Origin of the sequence: Cellvibrio sp. KY-YJ-3, assembly GCF_008806955.1 — a bacterium.
Classification (GTDB): domain Bacteria; phylum Pseudomonadota; class Gammaproteobacteria; order Pseudomonadales; family Cellvibrionaceae; genus Cellvibrio.
On the sequence record NZ_CP031727.1, the window covers coordinates 2,551,035 to 2,567,058 of the forward strand.

At 48.3% G+C, this 16,024-nt stretch carries 13 protein-coding genes and 1 pseudogene; 5 read left to right on the forward strand and 9 right to left on the reverse strand.

All coding sequences use genetic code 11. The features are described from left to right. The first annotated feature begins 137 nt into the window (after positions 1-137). The gene (locus D0B88_RS10795; RefSeq protein WP_151057096.1) at positions 138-560 is read left to right on the forward strand and encodes an HIT domain-containing protein; all 423 of its coding nucleotides are present in this window, start codon (positions 138-140) and stop codon (positions 558-560) included. 73 nt (positions 561-633) lie between these two features. On the opposite strand, the gene D0B88_RS10800 is transcribed toward D0B88_RS10795, so the two are convergent. The 8 genes from D0B88_RS10800 to D0B88_RS10835 form a co-directional block, all read right to left on the reverse strand. Continuing rightward, positions 634-1,113: an HU family DNA-binding protein gene (locus tag D0B88_RS10800; RefSeq protein WP_007642421.1), complete on the reverse strand. Its 480-nt coding sequence runs from the start codon at positions 1,111-1,113 to the stop codon at positions 634-636. A gap of 250 nt (positions 1,114-1,363) precedes the next feature. Continuing rightward, positions 1,364-1,864 carry a hypothetical protein gene (locus D0B88_RS10805; RefSeq protein ID WP_007642409.1) on the reverse strand — a complete coding sequence of 167 codons (501 nt, stop codon included), beginning with the start codon at positions 1,862-1,864 and terminating at the stop codon, positions 1,364-1,366. Then, a complete protein-coding gene (locus tag D0B88_RS10810) occupies positions 1,857-2,324 on the reverse strand; it encodes a GNAT family N-acetyltransferase (protein ID WP_151057098.1) in 468 nt (155 codons plus the stop codon). The genes D0B88_RS10805 and D0B88_RS10810 overlap by 8 nt, the downstream gene beginning before the upstream one ends. Before the next feature lie 61 nt (positions 2,325-2,385). Beyond that, entirely contained in the window at positions 2,386-3,540 is a 1,155-nt protein-coding gene (locus tag D0B88_RS10815; RefSeq protein ID WP_151057100.1) for a cupin domain-containing protein, read from the reverse strand. Between the two features lie 72 nt (positions 3,541-3,612). Next, entirely contained in the window at positions 3,613-4,992 is a 1,380-nt protein-coding gene (purB, locus tag D0B88_RS10820) for an adenylosuccinate lyase (RefSeq protein ID WP_007642404.1), read from the reverse strand. Positions 4,993-5,083: 91 nt separating this feature from the next. Beyond that, positions 5,084-5,707, reverse strand: a complete 624-nt coding sequence (gene hflD / locus D0B88_RS10825) for a high frequency lysogenization protein HflD (RefSeq protein ID WP_007642402.1) — start codon at positions 5,705-5,707, stop codon at positions 5,084-5,086. 79 nt (positions 5,708-5,786) lie between these two features. Continuing rightward, positions 5,787-6,905 carry a tRNA 2-thiouridine(34) synthase MnmA gene (mnmA, locus tag D0B88_RS10830; protein ID WP_151057102.1) on the reverse strand — a complete coding sequence of 373 codons (1,119 nt, stop codon included), beginning with the start codon at positions 6,903-6,905 and terminating at the stop codon, positions 5,787-5,789. A 58-nt stretch (positions 6,906-6,963) separates the two neighbouring features. Then, on the reverse strand, positions 6,964-7,401 hold the full coding sequence (locus D0B88_RS10835; RefSeq protein ID WP_151057104.1) for an NUDIX hydrolase: 438 nt from the start codon (positions 7,399-7,401) through the stop codon (positions 6,964-6,966). Positions 7,402-7,814: 413 nt separating this feature from the next. Here D0B88_RS10835 and D0B88_RS10840 point away from each other — a divergent pair, with 413 nt between their 5' ends. The 3 genes and pseudogenes from D0B88_RS10840 to apbC all read left to right on the forward strand — a co-directional run. Then, on the forward strand, positions 7,815-8,939 hold the full coding sequence (locus D0B88_RS10840; protein ID WP_040392180.1) for an efflux RND transporter periplasmic adaptor subunit: 1,125 nt from the start codon (positions 7,815-7,817) through the stop codon (positions 8,937-8,939). A gap of 61 nt (positions 8,940-9,000) precedes the next feature. After that, positions 9,001-12,081, forward strand: coding sequence for an efflux RND transporter permease subunit (locus D0B88_RS10845; protein WP_151057106.1), 3,081 nt, complete (start codon positions 9,001-9,003; stop codon positions 12,079-12,081). Positions 12,082-12,188: 107 nt separating this feature from the next. After that, positions 12,189-13,025, forward strand: a pseudogene (gene apbC / locus D0B88_RS10850) (iron-sulfur cluster carrier protein ApbC); the annotation flags it as partial. Between the two features lie 117 nt (positions 13,026-13,142). Here the strand turns inward: apbC and D0B88_RS10855 are convergent. Beyond that, positions 13,143-14,588, reverse strand: coding sequence for a glycosyl hydrolase (locus D0B88_RS10855; RefSeq protein ID WP_225318334.1), 1,446 nt, complete (start codon positions 14,586-14,588; stop codon positions 13,143-13,145). 309 nt (positions 14,589-14,897) lie between these two features. Between D0B88_RS10855 and prfB the strand changes: the two genes are divergently transcribed. Next, positions 14,898-15,993, forward strand: a protein-coding gene (gene prfB, locus D0B88_RS10860) for a peptide chain release factor 2 (protein ID WP_151057110.1) whose coding sequence is annotated in 2 segments (ribosomal slippage) — positions 14,898-14,969 and positions 14,971-15,993 — 1,095 coding nt in all. Because the reading frame shifts where the segments join, the coding sequence is not laid out codon by codon here. Positions 15,994-16,024: the final 31 nt, after the last annotated feature.

The following is a 16,024-nucleotide window of genomic DNA, read 5'->3' on the forward strand; positions in this document are numbered from 1 at the left end:
TTAAGGCTTCTTGATGGCTATAATGGGTTTCAAAGCTGCCTATTCTACGGTGGTTGATGGCATTGGTATAGCGCCCTGTGGCGCTTCACTACCGCCCACAGTGATGATTGCTTTAGCTTATAAAAGGATAACAACTTATGTTTGAACTTCACCCCCGTCTTGCACAAGATTCAGTTGTGATTGGTGAATTTGATTTGTCTCTGCTGCTCTTGAGTCGCGACGCAAACTACCCTTGGTGTATTTTGGTTCCCAAGCGCGAAGAGGTTTACGAAATTCACCATTTGAGTGAGGAGGAGCAGCTGCAGCTAATCCGCGAATCTTGTCGCCTCTCAGAAGTCATGACGAGTGTGTTTGACGCCGACAAGATGAATGTGGCCGCATTGGGCAATGTGGTGCGCCAGCTGCATATTCACCATATTGCACGCTTTACCGACGATGCTGCGTGGCCGCAACCTATTTGGGGAAAACTACCGGCTAAAGACTACAGTGAGGTAGATTTTGCCGAGCGAATCAAGCGCTTACAAAATGCGCTGATCGGCGAAGGGTTCACGGTTTGTTAACTGTTAATGGATAGATTGCAGCCATAAAAAAACCCGCTCAAGCGGGTTTTTTTATAAAAAGTAATCGCGTCTATTAAACAGCGAATTCTTTCAGTTTTTTCAGCGGACGCACTTTTACGGAAATGCTCGCTGGTTTAGCTTTGAAAGTTACTTCTTCTTTCGTGAAGGGGTTGATGCCTTTACGCGCTTTAGTGGCAGGCTTTTTCACGGTAGTAATTTTCAGCAGGCCAGGCAGAACAAATTCGCCTACGCCTTTTTTCTTGATGTGACCTTCAATAACATTGGTCAATTCGTCCAACACTGCCTGTACTTGCTTTTTGCTCAGTTCGGTTGCATCAGCAATTTGTTGCAGCATTTGGGTTTTGTTTTGACGCTCAGCGATTGGCTTAACAACAGCAGGTGCTGCTTTAGCTACTGGCGCTTTTTTAGCTGCTGGTTTGGCAGCAGGCGCTTTCTTGGCAACTGCTTTAGGGGCAGCTTTTGGAGCTGCTTTAGCAGCTGGCGCTTTTTTTGCTGGAGCAGCTTTTGCGGCTGCAGGTTTCTTAACGGCCATATTTTTTTCCTTGTGTAAATGTGATCAACCTTGGGTTGAGTCGATGTTTTTTGATTACGCGTATAACAAAAACCCCTGTATTTATAGGCTCTATGGCGCCTCAATACGGATTGACGCTATATATATAGGATTGAAAACGAATCGGCAACAAAAAATACTGTGGATTAAGCGCAAAAAGGGCTTTTTTTACGGCGTGTGACTTTTTGCCTTGGTTTTAACGAGTTAATTCATCGCTAAGGAGCGGATACTATTACAAATACAGCTGTTGAAACTCAGGTTCCGGTTCGGCGTATTGCCACAAGTAATTGAATTCCTCGCGCAGTTGTTTCACTTCGCGTGATGCCGCACTGTTATAGAAACCGCGGTAAGTGTTGTCGTCGTTTTTATAGAGGACTTTTGTGGTATCCCCCAGCATGAAACCCATTTCTTTATTGTTAGGCTCCTGCGTCATTTTTCGCACTTCAATTTTAGAAGAGAGTCGTTGCGCAAGGCGAACCAATGGATGGCCCGACTCTATAGCGCGCTTGGTGTCTTTTATCAGGATTTGCACCTGGCAGTGCCGGCTTGAACGTGCAAAGTCTGACAGCGCCTGCACATAGTGGTTAGTGCCGTACACTGGCTCATCCAGGTCGCGACTGAGAATAGCAATCTGCCGGTTGCTCTGCTGTAAAAGTTCAAGGCTGTAATGGCGAAAGTCTTCGAGGCCATCAAGTAACCAGAGTTCGGTACTGACAGCGGATTGTTCAGCCATTTTGCAACTCCCCGGCTTCAAACCACATACTGATATGAGGAATACCTGCATCCATAAATTCACTACCCCTGGCGCAAAACCCTAGCTGTTCGTAGAAACTGCGGCGCGTGGTTTGGGCATGCAAATAAATCTTCCTGTCGGGCGCCGTGCTTAGGCAATAGTTAATAATAAATAGCATGAGCTGATGGCCAATACTTTGAGCGCGGAATTCGCGTAAGACAGCAACTCGGCCAATATGGTAAAGATAACCACCTTGTGGATTGGATTCTGTGAGCAACCGTGCACAACCTATTGCATTAACATTGCTCTCCTGCACTAAAAAATGAATGGCGTCACTGTCGTATTCGTCCCATTCATCAGCTTCTGGTACTGCCTGTTCTTCGATAAAAACCCGGGTGCGAATACTACTTAGCTCGGTTTTGTGGGTGCGCCAATCGGTAATTATTATTGTGCGGCTCATGATTTTTCCGTCGAAAAATAGATGGGTAGTGCGTGGGCTCTACCCATTCTAGGTTTGAAAATTATTCGTCGACTAGCAGCGTTTCCAGATTAATTAGCTGGGTTATGGCGGCGCGGTCTTGCGGATCTTGCACTAAGGTTTTGAGTTCGCGCCAGCTAATCTCCACTTCTTTGCACACCAGTTCGGCCAGCTCGCGCGAGCAGCAAATCACTTCGCCATCGGCAAATAACATAGTGCCTTTTTCATCGCTGTGGAAGGCGAGGCGCGCAGCGGGATGACGCCAGAGTAATTCGCCGTCGGCGAGTGCAGATTGCCATTCACTGGCGTCTATATCGAGCGGCTCTTCATCGGTCTGTTCAATATATTTGCGTTCAGTCATAAATTTACCGAACCAATGGGCGATATTTTCGTTGGTCAGATGCTGCAAAATAATATTGCGCACTTGTTCGATGGCTTTGTTGTTAATTTCGCCCGGGTTGTCTTGCAAGGCCAAGTCTGGGTCGGAGTAGCGCAAGTCATCGACAATCGAGAGTGCAATTTCTTGCCCAGCCTCGGCGATAATATCGGCATGGCTGGGTGCGCGAAAACCAATCGAGTAGGTCATACAATCATCGCCCTGGGCGTTGCCCCAGTGTGCGATGCCCGGTGGGATATAAAGCATGTCGCCCGGCTCCAGCACCCACTCGTTGGTAGTGTGAAATTCACTGAGGATTTTCAAGCGAGTACCTTCAACACGCGGTGAGTTGTTGTCGCACATTTGCCCGAGTTTCCAATGGCGTTTGCCCAAGCCCTGCAACAAAAATACATCGTAGTAATCAAAGTGCGGGCCGACTCCACCTTGATCCGGCGCGTAGCTGATCATTACATCGTCCAGGCGCCAGCTGGGGATAAAACGGAAATAGTCCAGCAGTTGATTTACTTCTGGTACAAATTGATCAACGGCTTGCACCAATAAAGTCCAGCGTTTTTCTGGCAAGGTTTCAAATGTTTTTTCATCGAATGGGCCATTGCGCAATTCCCATGGCGTTTCGCCTTGTTCCAGCACAATGCGTGACTCAACTTCTTCTTCCAGCGCGAGACCAGCAAGTTCGTCAGGAGATAACGGTGATTCAAAACCGGGAAATGCGTTGCGAATTAACAGCGGTTTTTTTTGCCAGTAATCGCGTAAAAATTCTTCAATCGGCATATCGCCAAGATGGGTGAGGGGTGTGGTCATCTTTAATACCTGAAAATAAAATGGGAATTAAAATAATAAAGGGCTCCGTAGAGCCCTTTATTTTTTCACGGTTTAGATCGCCTTGGCTTGATCTACCGCATTACCAATGTAATTGGCGGGCGTTAAGTCACGCATGGTCTGTTTGGCGTGTTCGGGAATATCCAGCGTCTCTACAAATGCTGCCAACACTTCGCGGTTGATAGTTTGGCCGCGAGTCAGCGCTTTTAATTTCTCATAGGGTTCGGCGACGTTGTAGCGGCGCATAATGGTTTGGATTGGTTCGGCCAATACTTCCCACGAATTATTTAAATCTTCTGCGAGGCGTGCGCGATTGATCTCAAGCTTGCCCATCCCTTTTAATGTAGATGCATAGGCAATCATGCCGTAACCAAAACCAACACCCATATTGCGCAATACGGTTGAGTCGGTCAGGTCGCGCTGCCAGCGGGAAATAGGCAGTTTTTGTGCGAGGTGGGTAAAAATGGCATTGGCGATTCCCAAGTTGCCTTCGGAGTTTTCAAAGTCAATCGGGTTAACCTTATGCGGCATGGTGGACGAACCCACTTCACCAGCGATGGTTTTTTGTTTGAAGTAGCCGAGCGAAATATAGCCCCATACATCGCGGTCAAAATCGATAACGATAGTGTTGAAACGTGCGATAGCATCAAACAATTCGGCGATGTAGTCGTGCGGTTCAATTTGAGTGGTGTAGGGGTTCCAGGTCAGGCCTAAACTTTCGACAAATTCTTTGGCGTTGGCTTGCCAGTCAACATCCGGGTAGGCCGACAAATGCGCATTGTAGTTGCCCACGGCGCCATTGATTTTGCCGAGCAATTCTACTTCTTTAACGGTTTTTAGTTGGCGACGCAAACGCGCGGCGACGTTGGCCATTTCTTTGCCGACGGTGGTAGGTGATGCCGTTTGGCCGTGCGTGCGCGAGAGCATGGAGTCTTCGGCGTAGTCGTGTGCGAGTTTGGCGATACCATCAATAATGGCTTCAGCATCCTGCAAAAATACCTTGCGACCTTCGCGCAGCATCAGTGCATGGGACAGGTTGTTAATATCTTCAGACGTGCAAGCAAAGTGCACAAACTCCAATACTGCTTCCAATTCCGCGTTGCCCGCGAATTTATTCTTGAGAAAATACTCAACGGCTTTTACATCGTGATTAGTGGTGCGTTCTATATCTTTAACGGCTTGGGCATCTTCACTGTTAAAGTTGGTGACAATGCTGTCGAGAAACGCATTAGTCGCCGCGCTAAAGGCAGGTACCTCGGGCACGCCGGCCATCCGACTCAATTGCTGCAGCCAGCGCACTTCCACTTCTACACGAAAGCGAATCAAACCGAATTCACTGAAAATATTGCGCAGTGCGATAGTTTTGCTACCGTAACGGCCGTCTACCGGAGACACGGCGTTCAGCGCGGAGAGAGTGTTGAATGTATTGTCCATTGCGTTTCTCGTTTGAAATTAAAAATAAAAAGAAGATAAAGCAGAATTTTTATAAAACTATTCGTTTGGGATAAGGCGAGTCATGGGGCCGTTAAATCCGGCGCAATAAATCATCAACCTGCCGTGCGATATCCTTGCGATTGAGCAGTAGTTGCCAGCGATTGCCACCTACCTGACGCCATAAAATGGCAGATCGCACCGCAGCGAGCAGCAAGGCGCGAATTTGGTTGGCGATGCGTTGTTGTTGCAGATAATTGTAGTCGCCATTTACTTGAATGCGAAAACGGAAGGTGCTCAGGGTTTCGGTATAAAGGGTGCCCAAATTGGCGACCACATTGTCGTGTGTGGATGAAAAATGCTGTGCCTGTTGGCTGGCTTGTTCAATGCGGCTGCCGATGACATTTAACATGTCGCGGCGGCCGGCGAGTTTCTTTTGCAAATGTAATACACCCAAGCCATAGCGCAGCACTTCGCGATGTTGCTGCGAGTTTGGGCGCAGTAATTCACGCATAACCTCAAGGCCGGTACGCAGGTTTTCAATACTGCCGCCGTAGACATCCAGCGTGCTGGCAGGATTCAAGTCGAGAATGGATTCCATGCTGCACTTAAACGCATCGGTAGGTACATGCCCGGTTTTGGCGACTTGATCAACCAGTGCGGTGGCTTGAAATACGCCAGCGAGGGCGAGGGTAATGTCTTGCCAGTTTTTGCTCACGCGAATTCTCTCACTATCAATCGGTTGGAAGGCTATTAATCGCCTGAATGCTGTTACTTGGGTTGAGGTAAAACATTCATTAACGATTGTCGGTTGACTCGATAACGGCGCCACCGAGACAGATGTCGTCTTGATAGAAAACCACTGATTGTCCGGGTGTTACCGCGCGTTGCGGTTGATCGAAGTGTACATCGAGCGTGCCGTCGCTCATCACCTTGACCACACAGTCCTGATCGGCTTGGCGGTAGCGGGTTTTGGCACTACAGCGAAACTCGGCCGCCGGTGGTGTACTGTTGATCCAGTGCGCCTGTTGCGCGATTAAATGATTGGTAAACAATAATGGATGATCTGTGCCCTGAACCACCACCAGCACGTTGCGGGTTAAATCTTTTTGTGCGACGAACCAGGGCTCTTCGTTGGCACCCTTAACACCGCCTATACCCAAGCCCTGACGTTGGCCAATGGTGTGATACATCAAGCCCATGTGCTCGCCAATGACTTTGCCATCCGGGGTTTGAATCTCACCCGGTTGTGCGGGTAAGTATTGTTGTAAGAAGTCTTTAAAGCGGCGCTCGCCGATAAAACAGATGCCTGTGCTGTCCTTTTTGTTGTGAGTGATTAACCCATGCTCTTCGGCGATACGACGTACCTCCGGCTTTTCCAGCTCCCCTACAGGGAAGAGTGAGTGGGCGAATTCGGCTTCGCCAACAGCGTGCAAAAAGTAGCTTTGATCCTTGTTGGGATCTAACCCTTTGAGTAGATAAGTATGGCCATCGCGGTCGGCGCGGCGCACATAGTGGCCGGTGGCGATGAGTTCGCCGCCGAGCATGCGCGCATATTCCATAAAGACTTTGAATTTGATCTCGCGGTTGCAGAGGATGTCCGGGTTGGGCGTGCGGCCCGCTTTGTACTCTTCAAGGAAGTGTTCAAAGACGTTATCCCAGTATTCTGCTGCAAAGTTGGCGGTGTGCAGCTTGATGCCAATACGCTCACAGACGCGCTCTGCATCGGCCAAATCTGCTTTGGCGGTGCAGTATTCGGTGCCGTCATCTTCATCCCAGTTTTTCATAAACAATCCCTCGACTTGATAGCCTTGCTGTTTTAGCAGTAGGGCAGAGACAGACGAGTCGACACCGCCCGACATTCCCACAATAACGCGGGCACCGGGGGCAATAGAGGGCTTGGAAAACTGGGTCATAAGCGGAAATTACAGCGGTTGAAAAAGAGGCGGGCATTTTACCCGCCTTTTGCCCCTCTTAGCCAACAACCTGGAGCGGAAAACGGCGGCCGGCGCGATATTCCTCAATAATTTGCAGGGTCATGGGGCTGCGCAGCTGATCTTTGCGGGCGACCAGCTCTTCGTAGGTCAACCAGACTGCCTCGATTATGCCGGTGTCCAGTGGTCGCTGGGTGTCGTGACTGAGTGCTTTGGCGATAAATGTGGTACGGAAATAAGTAATGCCGTTGCTGGGCGCGGTATAAAGGTTAACGCCAACTACGCCCGTCAATTCAATGCTCCAGCCTGTTTCTTCGAGTGTCTCGCGAATCGCGGCCTCTTTAAGCGTCTCGTTAGGGTCAAGGTGACCAGCAGGTTGGTTGTAAACTTTTTTTCCATCCGCTTCCTCATAAACCATAAGGTAGCGATTGTCTTGCTCGATAATCGTCGCGACAGTTACATGAGGTGCCCAAGTCATAACCAATCCTTAATTGAGAATAATTGAGCGGGAAGAGTAAAGAAGCAATGTCATCCAGGCAATCAGATAACTCATTTTTATGAGTGATCCAGTTGGCTCTTTGGTGCGTTATGGGGTGGGTGATGAATGTCATTAGTTTGTGATAATCATTAACAACGCATTGGAGAATCAGGCAAAAGGGAATATTATTCGCCCACCGACCAGATGGTCGGATGATTCTTTTTGTGACCGGTTTTGGTTGTTGTGCGCTACATTTTTTGACAACTCCCAAGTTTGGTTTTACCGGTGACTGTGTAACAATTCTTCCGCATGAATGCGTGAAGCGATGGTCGGGATGCCGTTAATTTACCTCCCTTCCTATGTTGCTCGTTTCCAAATCGTTTTTCTCCTCTTCTTTTAATGGTTCTTCATCTATGAACAATGCGAAATCAATCGGCATTGCGGCCGCAAGTCTTGTAGGGATTTTCCTCATTGTTGCTGGCGTTAAGTTCGGTCAAATCATGGCAATGGTTTCTGCCGGAGAAAATACACCACCAGTAACGGAAACAGTCAGTACGTTTACCGCAGAGCTGCAGCGCTGGCCCAACAGTTATACCGCCATGGGAACCGTTGAGGCTTCCGAGGGTATCGTAATTGCCGCTGAAGTGGCTGGTAAGGTAAAAGAAATTCGCTTTAATTCGGGCGAGCAAGTTAAAAAAGGAACAGTGCTACTGGTGCAGGAATCCGGCAACGAACAAGCACAATTAAGTGCAGCGGAAGCGCGCTTGCGTTTGGCTAAATCCAACCATGAGCGTTTGCTGGAATTGCGCAAGCGCAATACCGTATCGCAAAGTGAGTTAGATGCTGCCTTGCAGCAAATGGAGTCAGCGCAAGGCGATGTGAACGATTTGAAAACCACCCTTGAGAAAAAAGTAGTGCGTGCTCCTTTTGATGGCCGGCTGGGTATCCGCAAAGTGGATCTCGGTCAGGATTTGCAGGTGGGTGGGGAATTGGTTTCCCTGCAGGCGACTAACACTGTGCGGGTAAATTTCCCGGTACCGCAATTTTGGTTGGTGCAAATGACACGTGGCCTGCCAGTGGAAGTAAATGTGGGTGATGGTTCTGATGCAACTATCAAAGGTGAAATTACCGCAATAGGTGCAGAAATAAGCACGCTTACTCGCAACGCCATAGTGCAGTCTTATTTGCAAAACGAAAACAGCTTGTTGATTCCGGGTATGGCGGTGGAAACCAAAGTGACCTTATCTGACCCACAAGAGGTGCTCGCGGTGCCATCTACAGCAGTTATTTATGCTCCTTTTGGCGACACCGTATTTGTAATTGAGCCAGGCGAAGCGGCGGGCAGCTTTAAAGCGCGGCAACAATTTGTTCGTTTAGGTAAATCCCGAGGCGATTTTGTCGAAATCGTCGACGGTTTGAAACCGGGTGAAGTGGTGGCGAGCGCTGGCGCATTCAAATTGTTGAATGGCCAAGCAGTAACCGTGGGCAATTTACCCACACCGGAATACAAGTTGGAGCCAACGCCGGCAGATAGTTAATCACATCGGTGATTAGATGGTTTATCAACTCCACAAGCCTCAACGCCAATGGGCCTAAGTTATGAAATTTACTGATGTATTTATTAAGCGCCCGGTTCTCGCCATAGTGGTGAGCCTGCTTATTTTAATTTTAGGGATTCAAGCCGGGTCAAATTTGACTGTGCGCCAATATCCTCGCAGTGACATCTCTGTAATTATTATTAATACCGTTTATGTGGGCGCCAATGCTGAATTGGTACGTGGTTTTATTACCACACCTATTGAGCGCGCCATCGCTTCAGCGGGCGGTATTGATTACATTGAGTCGCAAAGTGCAATGGGCATGTCCACCGTGACTGCCCACTTGCGTTTGAATTACGATCCCCTCAAGGCCATGACGGAAATTTCCGCCAAGGTAAATCAGGTGCGTGGCGATTTACCGCCAGAAGCCGAAGTGCCTGCAATTCGTATTGAAGCAGCCGATTCGCAATTTGCTGCTGCCTATTTGAGTTTCAGTTCGGAAATTCTTGAGCAAAACCAAATTACGGATTTCTTAACTCGCTCTATTCAGCCGCGTTTAACTGCGATTAATGGTGTGCAAAAAGCGGATGTATTAGGTGGTAGAACCTTTGCAATGCGTATTTGGCTAAAATCCGAGCGGATGGCGGCGTTAAATGTAACACCGGTTCAGGTTCGCGCTGCGCTTGCCGCCAATAATGTGCAAGCCGCTGTTGGTCAAACTCGCGGTTCTTACACTCAGGTAAACCTGCGGGCAGACACCGACCTGAAAAGTGTTGATGAATTTAAACGATTAATTATTCGCAATTCTGCCGATGGGATTATCCGCTTAAGCGATATTGCCGATGTCGCTTTGGGTGCGGAAAATTATGACACAGTAGTAAATTTCTCAGGCGATACCGCAGTATTCATGGGCGTATGGGTCGCTCCCAACGCTAACGCGCTGGATGTAATGAAGGCTGTTAACAGAGAAATGGAGGCCATTAAATCCGAGTTGCCAACTGGCTTGAGCGGTACTGTGGCTTACGACTCTACCGAATATATTGATGCAGCGATTAATGAGGTTATTAAAACCCTCACGGAAACGCTATTAATTATTGTGGTGGTAATTTTTCTTTTCCTTGGGTTTAGTCGCTCGGTAATTATTCCGGTGCTAGCGATTCCGCTCTCGCTTGTCGGCGCCTTATTTATTATGCAGGTGTGCGGCTTCTCGCTTAATTTATTGACCTTGCTGTCCATCGTATTGTGTGTGGGCTTGGTGGTCGATGATGCCATCGTTATGGTGGAAAACATTGAGCGTCATATCCAAGAAGGGATGAAACCTTTTCCTGCAGCTATTACCGCCGCACGTGAATTGGCAGGGCCAATTCTGGCCATGACCGTAACGCTCGCTTCGGTTTATATTCCAATCGGTTTGCAAGGTGGTTTGATAGGCTCATTGTTCCGCGAATTTGCCATCACCCTAGCAGGCGCGGTGACTATCTCGGCGGTTGTTGCAATCACGCTGTCCCCTATGTTGGGTTCGCGTATGCTAAAACCTCACACGGGTTTAAATGCACCGCTGGAGAAGCCCTTTGAGCGTTTCCGCGCTTGGTATGTAGAAAAACTTAAAGTGAGTCTGGAAAATCGTACTGGTGTCTATATTTTTTGGATTGGTATTACGCTGCTGTGTTTCCCGCTGTACATGATGTCGGCAAAAGAGCTGGCGCCCGTTGAGGATCAAGGTGTTATTTTTGGCATTGTGGATGCGCAAGCCAATTCAACGGTTGACCAATCGTCGCATTATGGGAAGCAAGTGAATGAAGCGTTTATGAGTATTCCCGAGACAGATTTTACCTTCCAGCTGACCATGCCCACTGGCGGTTTTTCTGGCATGGTGACTAAGCCTTGGGAAGAGCGTGATCGCGATGTGTTTCAAATCATGCCGGAAGTGCAAAAAAAGCTGGCAGAAATCTCCGGTGTAAGAATTCTACCTATCACTCCACCTGCATTGCCCGGTGGTGGCCAATTCCCGGTTGAATTTGTATTGGCTTCAACTGCAGATATTAAAGAAATTTATGATTACGCATTAAAAGTGCAGGAAATAATGCAGAAATCTGGCAAGTTTTATTTCCAAACACTGGATGTAAAAGTGGATCAGCCTGATTACAAATTGAATATTGATCGTGAAAAAGTGGCAGATCTTGGTTTGGATTTGCAAACAGTAACTAACGACGTAGGCACTTTGCTGGGCGGAGGTTATGTAAATCGCTTCAATATGGCGGGGCAGAGCTACAAAGTGATTCCACAAGTTAAGCGCGCTGAACGTTTGACTCCTGATGATCTGGCAAATCTTTATGTAACCGGGCCAGATGGGAATCTTATTCGTCTGGATCAGGTTGCCACAATTACTCACTCTACCGAGCCACGGACTATCAACCGTATGCAGCAATTAAATGCTGTCAAAATCAGTGGTGTCCCCGGTGCGCCATTGGGTGAGGCGCTGGCTTTCCTCGAGACAGAAGTGCGCAAAATTCTGCCCAAGAGTTACACCATTGATTACACCGGTGAGTCGCGTCAGTTAAAGCGTGAGGGCAATACATTTTTGCCTGCATTCTTAATGGCAATTGTGATGATCTTTTTGGTGTTGTCTGCGCAATACAACAGTTTCCGCGATCCATTGGTTATTTTGGCGGGATCAGTACCACTGGCGATGTTTGGTGCGCTGTTGTTTACGTTTTGGAAGATTCCCATGCCGATTCCATTTTTCACCGACGGTTTTACCACCACGTTGAATATTTACTCTCAAGTGGGTCTGGTGACGCTGATGGGGTTGATTGCACGTAATGGTATTTTGGTTGTGGAATTTGCCAATAAGTTGCAAGAGCAGGGTATGGCCAAGTTGGAGGCGGTTCGTGAGGCCTCGTCGCTGCGTTTGCGTCCGGTAATGATGACAAGTGTGGCAACTATTGCGGGACATACTCCGTTGATTTTCGCTTCTGGTGCAGGTGCAGAAGCGCGTAACGCGATTGGTATTGTTCTGGTGCTAGGTATGGCGATAGGTACATTCTTTACGTTATTTGTATTGCCCTCGGTGTATATGCTGCTGGCGAAAGATCACCAGCATGACCACGAGCAATTGGATGAGTTGGTGCAAACCACTTGATTCAAGTGATAGTTCCCGCTCCAAAAAAGGGTGCCACATGGCACCCTTTTTTGTTAGGGTGTGCCGATTTTTAATGTCGGGCTGTTTATTTTTGGAGGCATTTCATGGCTAGTCACAATCAATCAATTCCCGGTGTAAAAAATATTATTGCCGTAGCGTCTGGCAAAGGCGGGGTAGGCAAGTCGACTACTGCTGTGAACCTTGCATTGGCGCTTGCCGCGGAGGGCGCGCGCGTGGGTATTTTGGATGCTGATATCTATGGCCCGAGTCAACCACAAATGCTTGGTGTGGGTCAGCAGCGCCCAAAAATTATAGGCGAGCAAGGCCAGCAAAAAATGGTGCCGATTGAAGCGCATGGCATTCAATCTATTTCCATGGGTTATCTGGTCACAGAGGAAACCCCTATGTTGTGGCGCGGGCCAATGGCGACCGGTGCTTTGCAGCAGCTACTCATGCAAACCGCATGGGATAATCTCGATTATTTAATAATCGATATGCCGCCAGGCACAGGGGATATTCAAATCACCCTCGCGCAAAAAGTGCCGGTAACTGGTGCTGTTATTGTGACAACACCGCAGGATATTGCGTTGCTTGATGCTAAAAAAGGCATAGAGATGTTCCGCAAAGTCAATGTGCCGGTGTTGGGTGTAGTGGAAAATATGGCCGTTCATATTTGTTCCAATTGTGGTCACGCCGAGCATATTTTTGGTGAAGGTGGTGGTGAGCGAATCGCACGTGCCTATCAAACGCAGTTGCTGGGTTCACTGCCGCTGGATCTATCTATTTGCACTCAGGCAGATGCGGGAAAACCATCAGTTGCGGCAGATCCAAATTCAGCAATCAGTCATCGCTATCGTGAAATTGCACGCAAACTGTTAGTGATCGTGGCACAGCAGCAGGAAAGTGGTGGTGATTTGCCGCCAATAGAATTTAGTGATGACTAATCGTTATTAATTCAGATCTGTCAGGTAAAAGTAAATGCCCGTTGTTAGCGGGCATTTTTTTGTGGCAGGTCTTTATTGTGAGTTACTTTTAAGCGGAATTATTGTTCTGGATTGCAATTAATCCGCGTGATTAAAATCAGGTAATTCATCAAGCGTAATCACATTGTTATGGGTGTAAACCTTGGTTTTGTGCGCGTTGGTGTTGTAATACTCACCGCTCCAGAAATTGTCGGCGTGGGTATCGGATACCAAGGTGGTCTGATTAAAGTTGCCATCGTTCCACGTCATAAACCACAACCACCACGCGCTATCAGCTGTGATGTTATCCGGGTCGGGAATGTAGCTGTTCTCGCTCAGCGCAACCATTTTGGTTTCCACTGGATATTTGCGCGCTTGATTGTAGGTGGCAATTTGCGATTTATAAGTTTTGTTGTCGCTGTTGTCATAAATATCATGGCTGACAATATCGACATAATCATCCCCAGGGTACCAAGCGGCATTCTGGCCATTCCATACCCACAACAAGTTGTGAATATCGTGGTGATTTACTAGTCGGTCATACATGTGGCGCCATAATAAAATCTGCGCCAGCGATTGGGGTACATCATCGGTGCGTGTGCGGCCCCACCAAAACCAGCCGTCGCCGTTGTAGCCCGATGCTTCGTGCAGCGGACGCCAGAGCACGGGTACATCAGCATCAGCGAGTTTTTTCAGTTCTTCGGCAATCAGGTCAATCCCGGCGTTGAGTTGATTGTAGGCCGGGCTACTGGTGTCGAGTTCGCCGTTAACCACGGGAATGGTGAAATTGGTGTTTTTGCTGGCATCAGATTCGCGCGCATAAAAGTTCGCGTTATTGACGCTGTTAGTGTTGAGCAGCGCTGGGTCGCGCCAGTGCCAGGAAAAGGTGATCAATCCCCCCTTGTTGGCATAGGCAATAGCTTCTTCAGTTTGCTCCAAGCCCTCTACCCAGTTTGCGGTCATGCCATAGTTCATAAAGTCATAACCCATGAGTGCCGGGTATTTGCCGGTGTCGTTGTACACCCGCTGCGCCATATCAATATCGTCTTTCCAGGTCAGGTCTTGCTGGCCTGCCAGTGTCTTTTCACCCCAAATACTTTTCAGGTAGCTATAGATAGTTTTGGTCTTGGCGGAGGCCGCATCATCAACCGGCGTGTCACGTGCTTCCAAGCTAGGAAAGCTGGTGCGATTGGCTGGGCAAAAACTGTGGGCGATACAATAGTTTCCCCCTTCAAAACCCCATTCATTGTTATCGGTTACACAAATATTCCATTGTTTTCCATCGACAGTACACCTAGCCACAGGCGCTGTGCTTGATGAACTAATTTGTTGTGAAGATGATGAGGGTGGCTGAACTGACGAGCTGCTCGATACAGGTGTAGAGCTGGGCGCGATGGAGCTTGTAGCGATAGAGCTAGGATTTACGCTAGCTGCAGCGGATGAAGGTGTTGATCCGCTACCTCCACCGCCACCACCACAAGCGGTTAATACTAATGCAATAGATAACAAAACGAGCGATAGAGGGAGTTGGGCTAAGGGCTTCATGGGTTCTCCGGATTCTTATGATTATTTGTAAAAAAGCGGTTTACAGTTGATTTGATGTAACCGGTTACTATTTGAAGTATACCTAGCTAAAAAAAATACAGGTAGTCATAAATGGGGGATTGCTAAAAAATTACTGGTTTCAGGTCATCAAGGGGGTAAGTAAACACTCGTTTTTGAACCTGAGCTGTTTTGTTTATTCCATGAAAAAGGAGGGAGTGGAATTTGGCCTGAAGTGGCATCTCATGTAGAATGCGCGCCTCGCTTTTTCTGCCTGTTCAGGCCTAAACCCGGATCAAACTGCGCACTATCATGGAAATTAATCCCTTATTAAATGCCCTTAAAGACCTTACTGAGCGCACCAATGTGCTTAGGGGGTATCTTTGACTATGACCTTAAGAAAGAACGCTTAGCGGAAGTCGAACTTGATCTTGGTGAGCCGAGTGTGTGGGATAACCCTGAACGTGCTCAGGCGTTAGGGCGCGAGCGTTCAGCGCTGGAGATGGTAGTCAAAACCATCGATGACCTTGATGTGGGGGTGCGTGATTCCCGTGAGTTGTTGGATATGGCCGTGGAAGAGGATGACGAATCCATGGTTGCCGAGGTTCAAACGGAGCTGGATCGTTTGGACAAGCAGTTGGCTGAGCTTGAATTTCGCCGCATGTTCTCCGGCGAAACTGACCCCAACAATGCTTACTTGGATATTCAATCCGGCTCTGGCGGTACTGAGGCTCAGGATTGGGCTGAGATAGTACTGCGCATGTATTTGCGCTGGGGCGAAGCCAAAGGGTTTAAGGTCACGTTGGAAGAAGTTTCTGCCGGTGATGTGGCTGGCATTAAAAGTGCGACCATTTATTTTGAAGGTGAGTATGCGTTTGGTTGGCTGCGCACGGAGACGGGTGTTCACCGCCTGGTGCGTAAATCTCCGTTTGATTCGGGCAATCGCCGTCACACTTCATTTTGTTCGGTATTTGTTTCGCCGGAAATTGATGACAATATCGAAATTGAAATCAATCCGGCCGATTTGCGGATCGATACTTACCGCGCCAGCGGTGCCGGCGGTCAGCACATTAACAAAACTGACTCGGCGGTGCGTATCACCCATATACCTACCAACATTGTGGTGCAGTGTCAGAACGAGCGTTCGCAACATGCGAACCGCGACAAGGCCTATAAAATGTTGCGTGCAAAAATGTATGAACAGGAAATGCAAAAGCGCAACGCTGAAAAACAAGCGATGGAAGACAACAAGTCAGACATCGGCTGGGGCAGTCAGATCCGCTCTTACGTGCTGGACGACTCGCGCATTAAAGATTTGCGCACCGGCGCCCAAACCTCCAATACCCAAGCGGTACTGGATGGCGACCTGGATCAATTTATTGTCGAAAGTTTAAAGGCTGGCCTGTAATTTTTTGCAGACCCACTCCACTATTTTTAAT

Coding starts and splice junctions, on each gene's coding strand:
- D0B88_RS10795 (WP_151057096.1), top strand. CDS start 138: ATGTTTGAACTTCACCCCCGTCTTGCACAAGATTCAGTTGTGATTGGT.
- D0B88_RS10800 (WP_007642421.1), bottom strand. CDS start 1,113: ATGGCCGTTAAGAAACCTGCAGCCGCAAAAGCTGCTCCAGCAAAAAAA.
- D0B88_RS10805 (WP_007642409.1), bottom strand. CDS start 1,864: ATGGCTGAACAATCCGCTGTCAGTACCGAACTCTGGTTACTTGATGGC.
- D0B88_RS10810 (WP_151057098.1), bottom strand. CDS start 2,324: ATGAGCCGCACAATAATAATTACCGATTGGCGCACCCACAAAACCGAG.
- D0B88_RS10815 (WP_151057100.1), bottom strand. CDS start 3,540: ATGACCACACCCCTCACCCATCTTGGCGATATGCCGATTGAAGAATTT.
- purB (WP_007642404.1), bottom strand. CDS start 4,992: ATGGACAATACATTCAACACTCTCTCCGCGCTGAACGCCGTGTCTCCG.
- mnmA (WP_151057102.1), bottom strand. CDS start 6,905: ATGACCCAGTTTTCCAAGCCCTCTATTGCCCCCGGTGCCCGCGTTATT.
- D0B88_RS10835 (WP_151057104.1), bottom strand. CDS start 7,401: ATGACTTGGGCACCTCATGTAACTGTCGCGACGATTATCGAGCAAGAC.
- D0B88_RS10840 (WP_040392180.1), top strand. CDS start 7,815: ATGAACAATGCGAAATCAATCGGCATTGCGGCCGCAAGTCTTGTAGGG.
- D0B88_RS10845 (WP_151057106.1), top strand. CDS start 9,001: ATGAAATTTACTGATGTATTTATTAAGCGCCCGGTTCTCGCCATAGTG.
- D0B88_RS10855 (WP_225318334.1), bottom strand. CDS start 14,588: ATGAAGCCCTTAGCCCAACTCCCTCTATCGCTCGTTTTGTTATCTATT.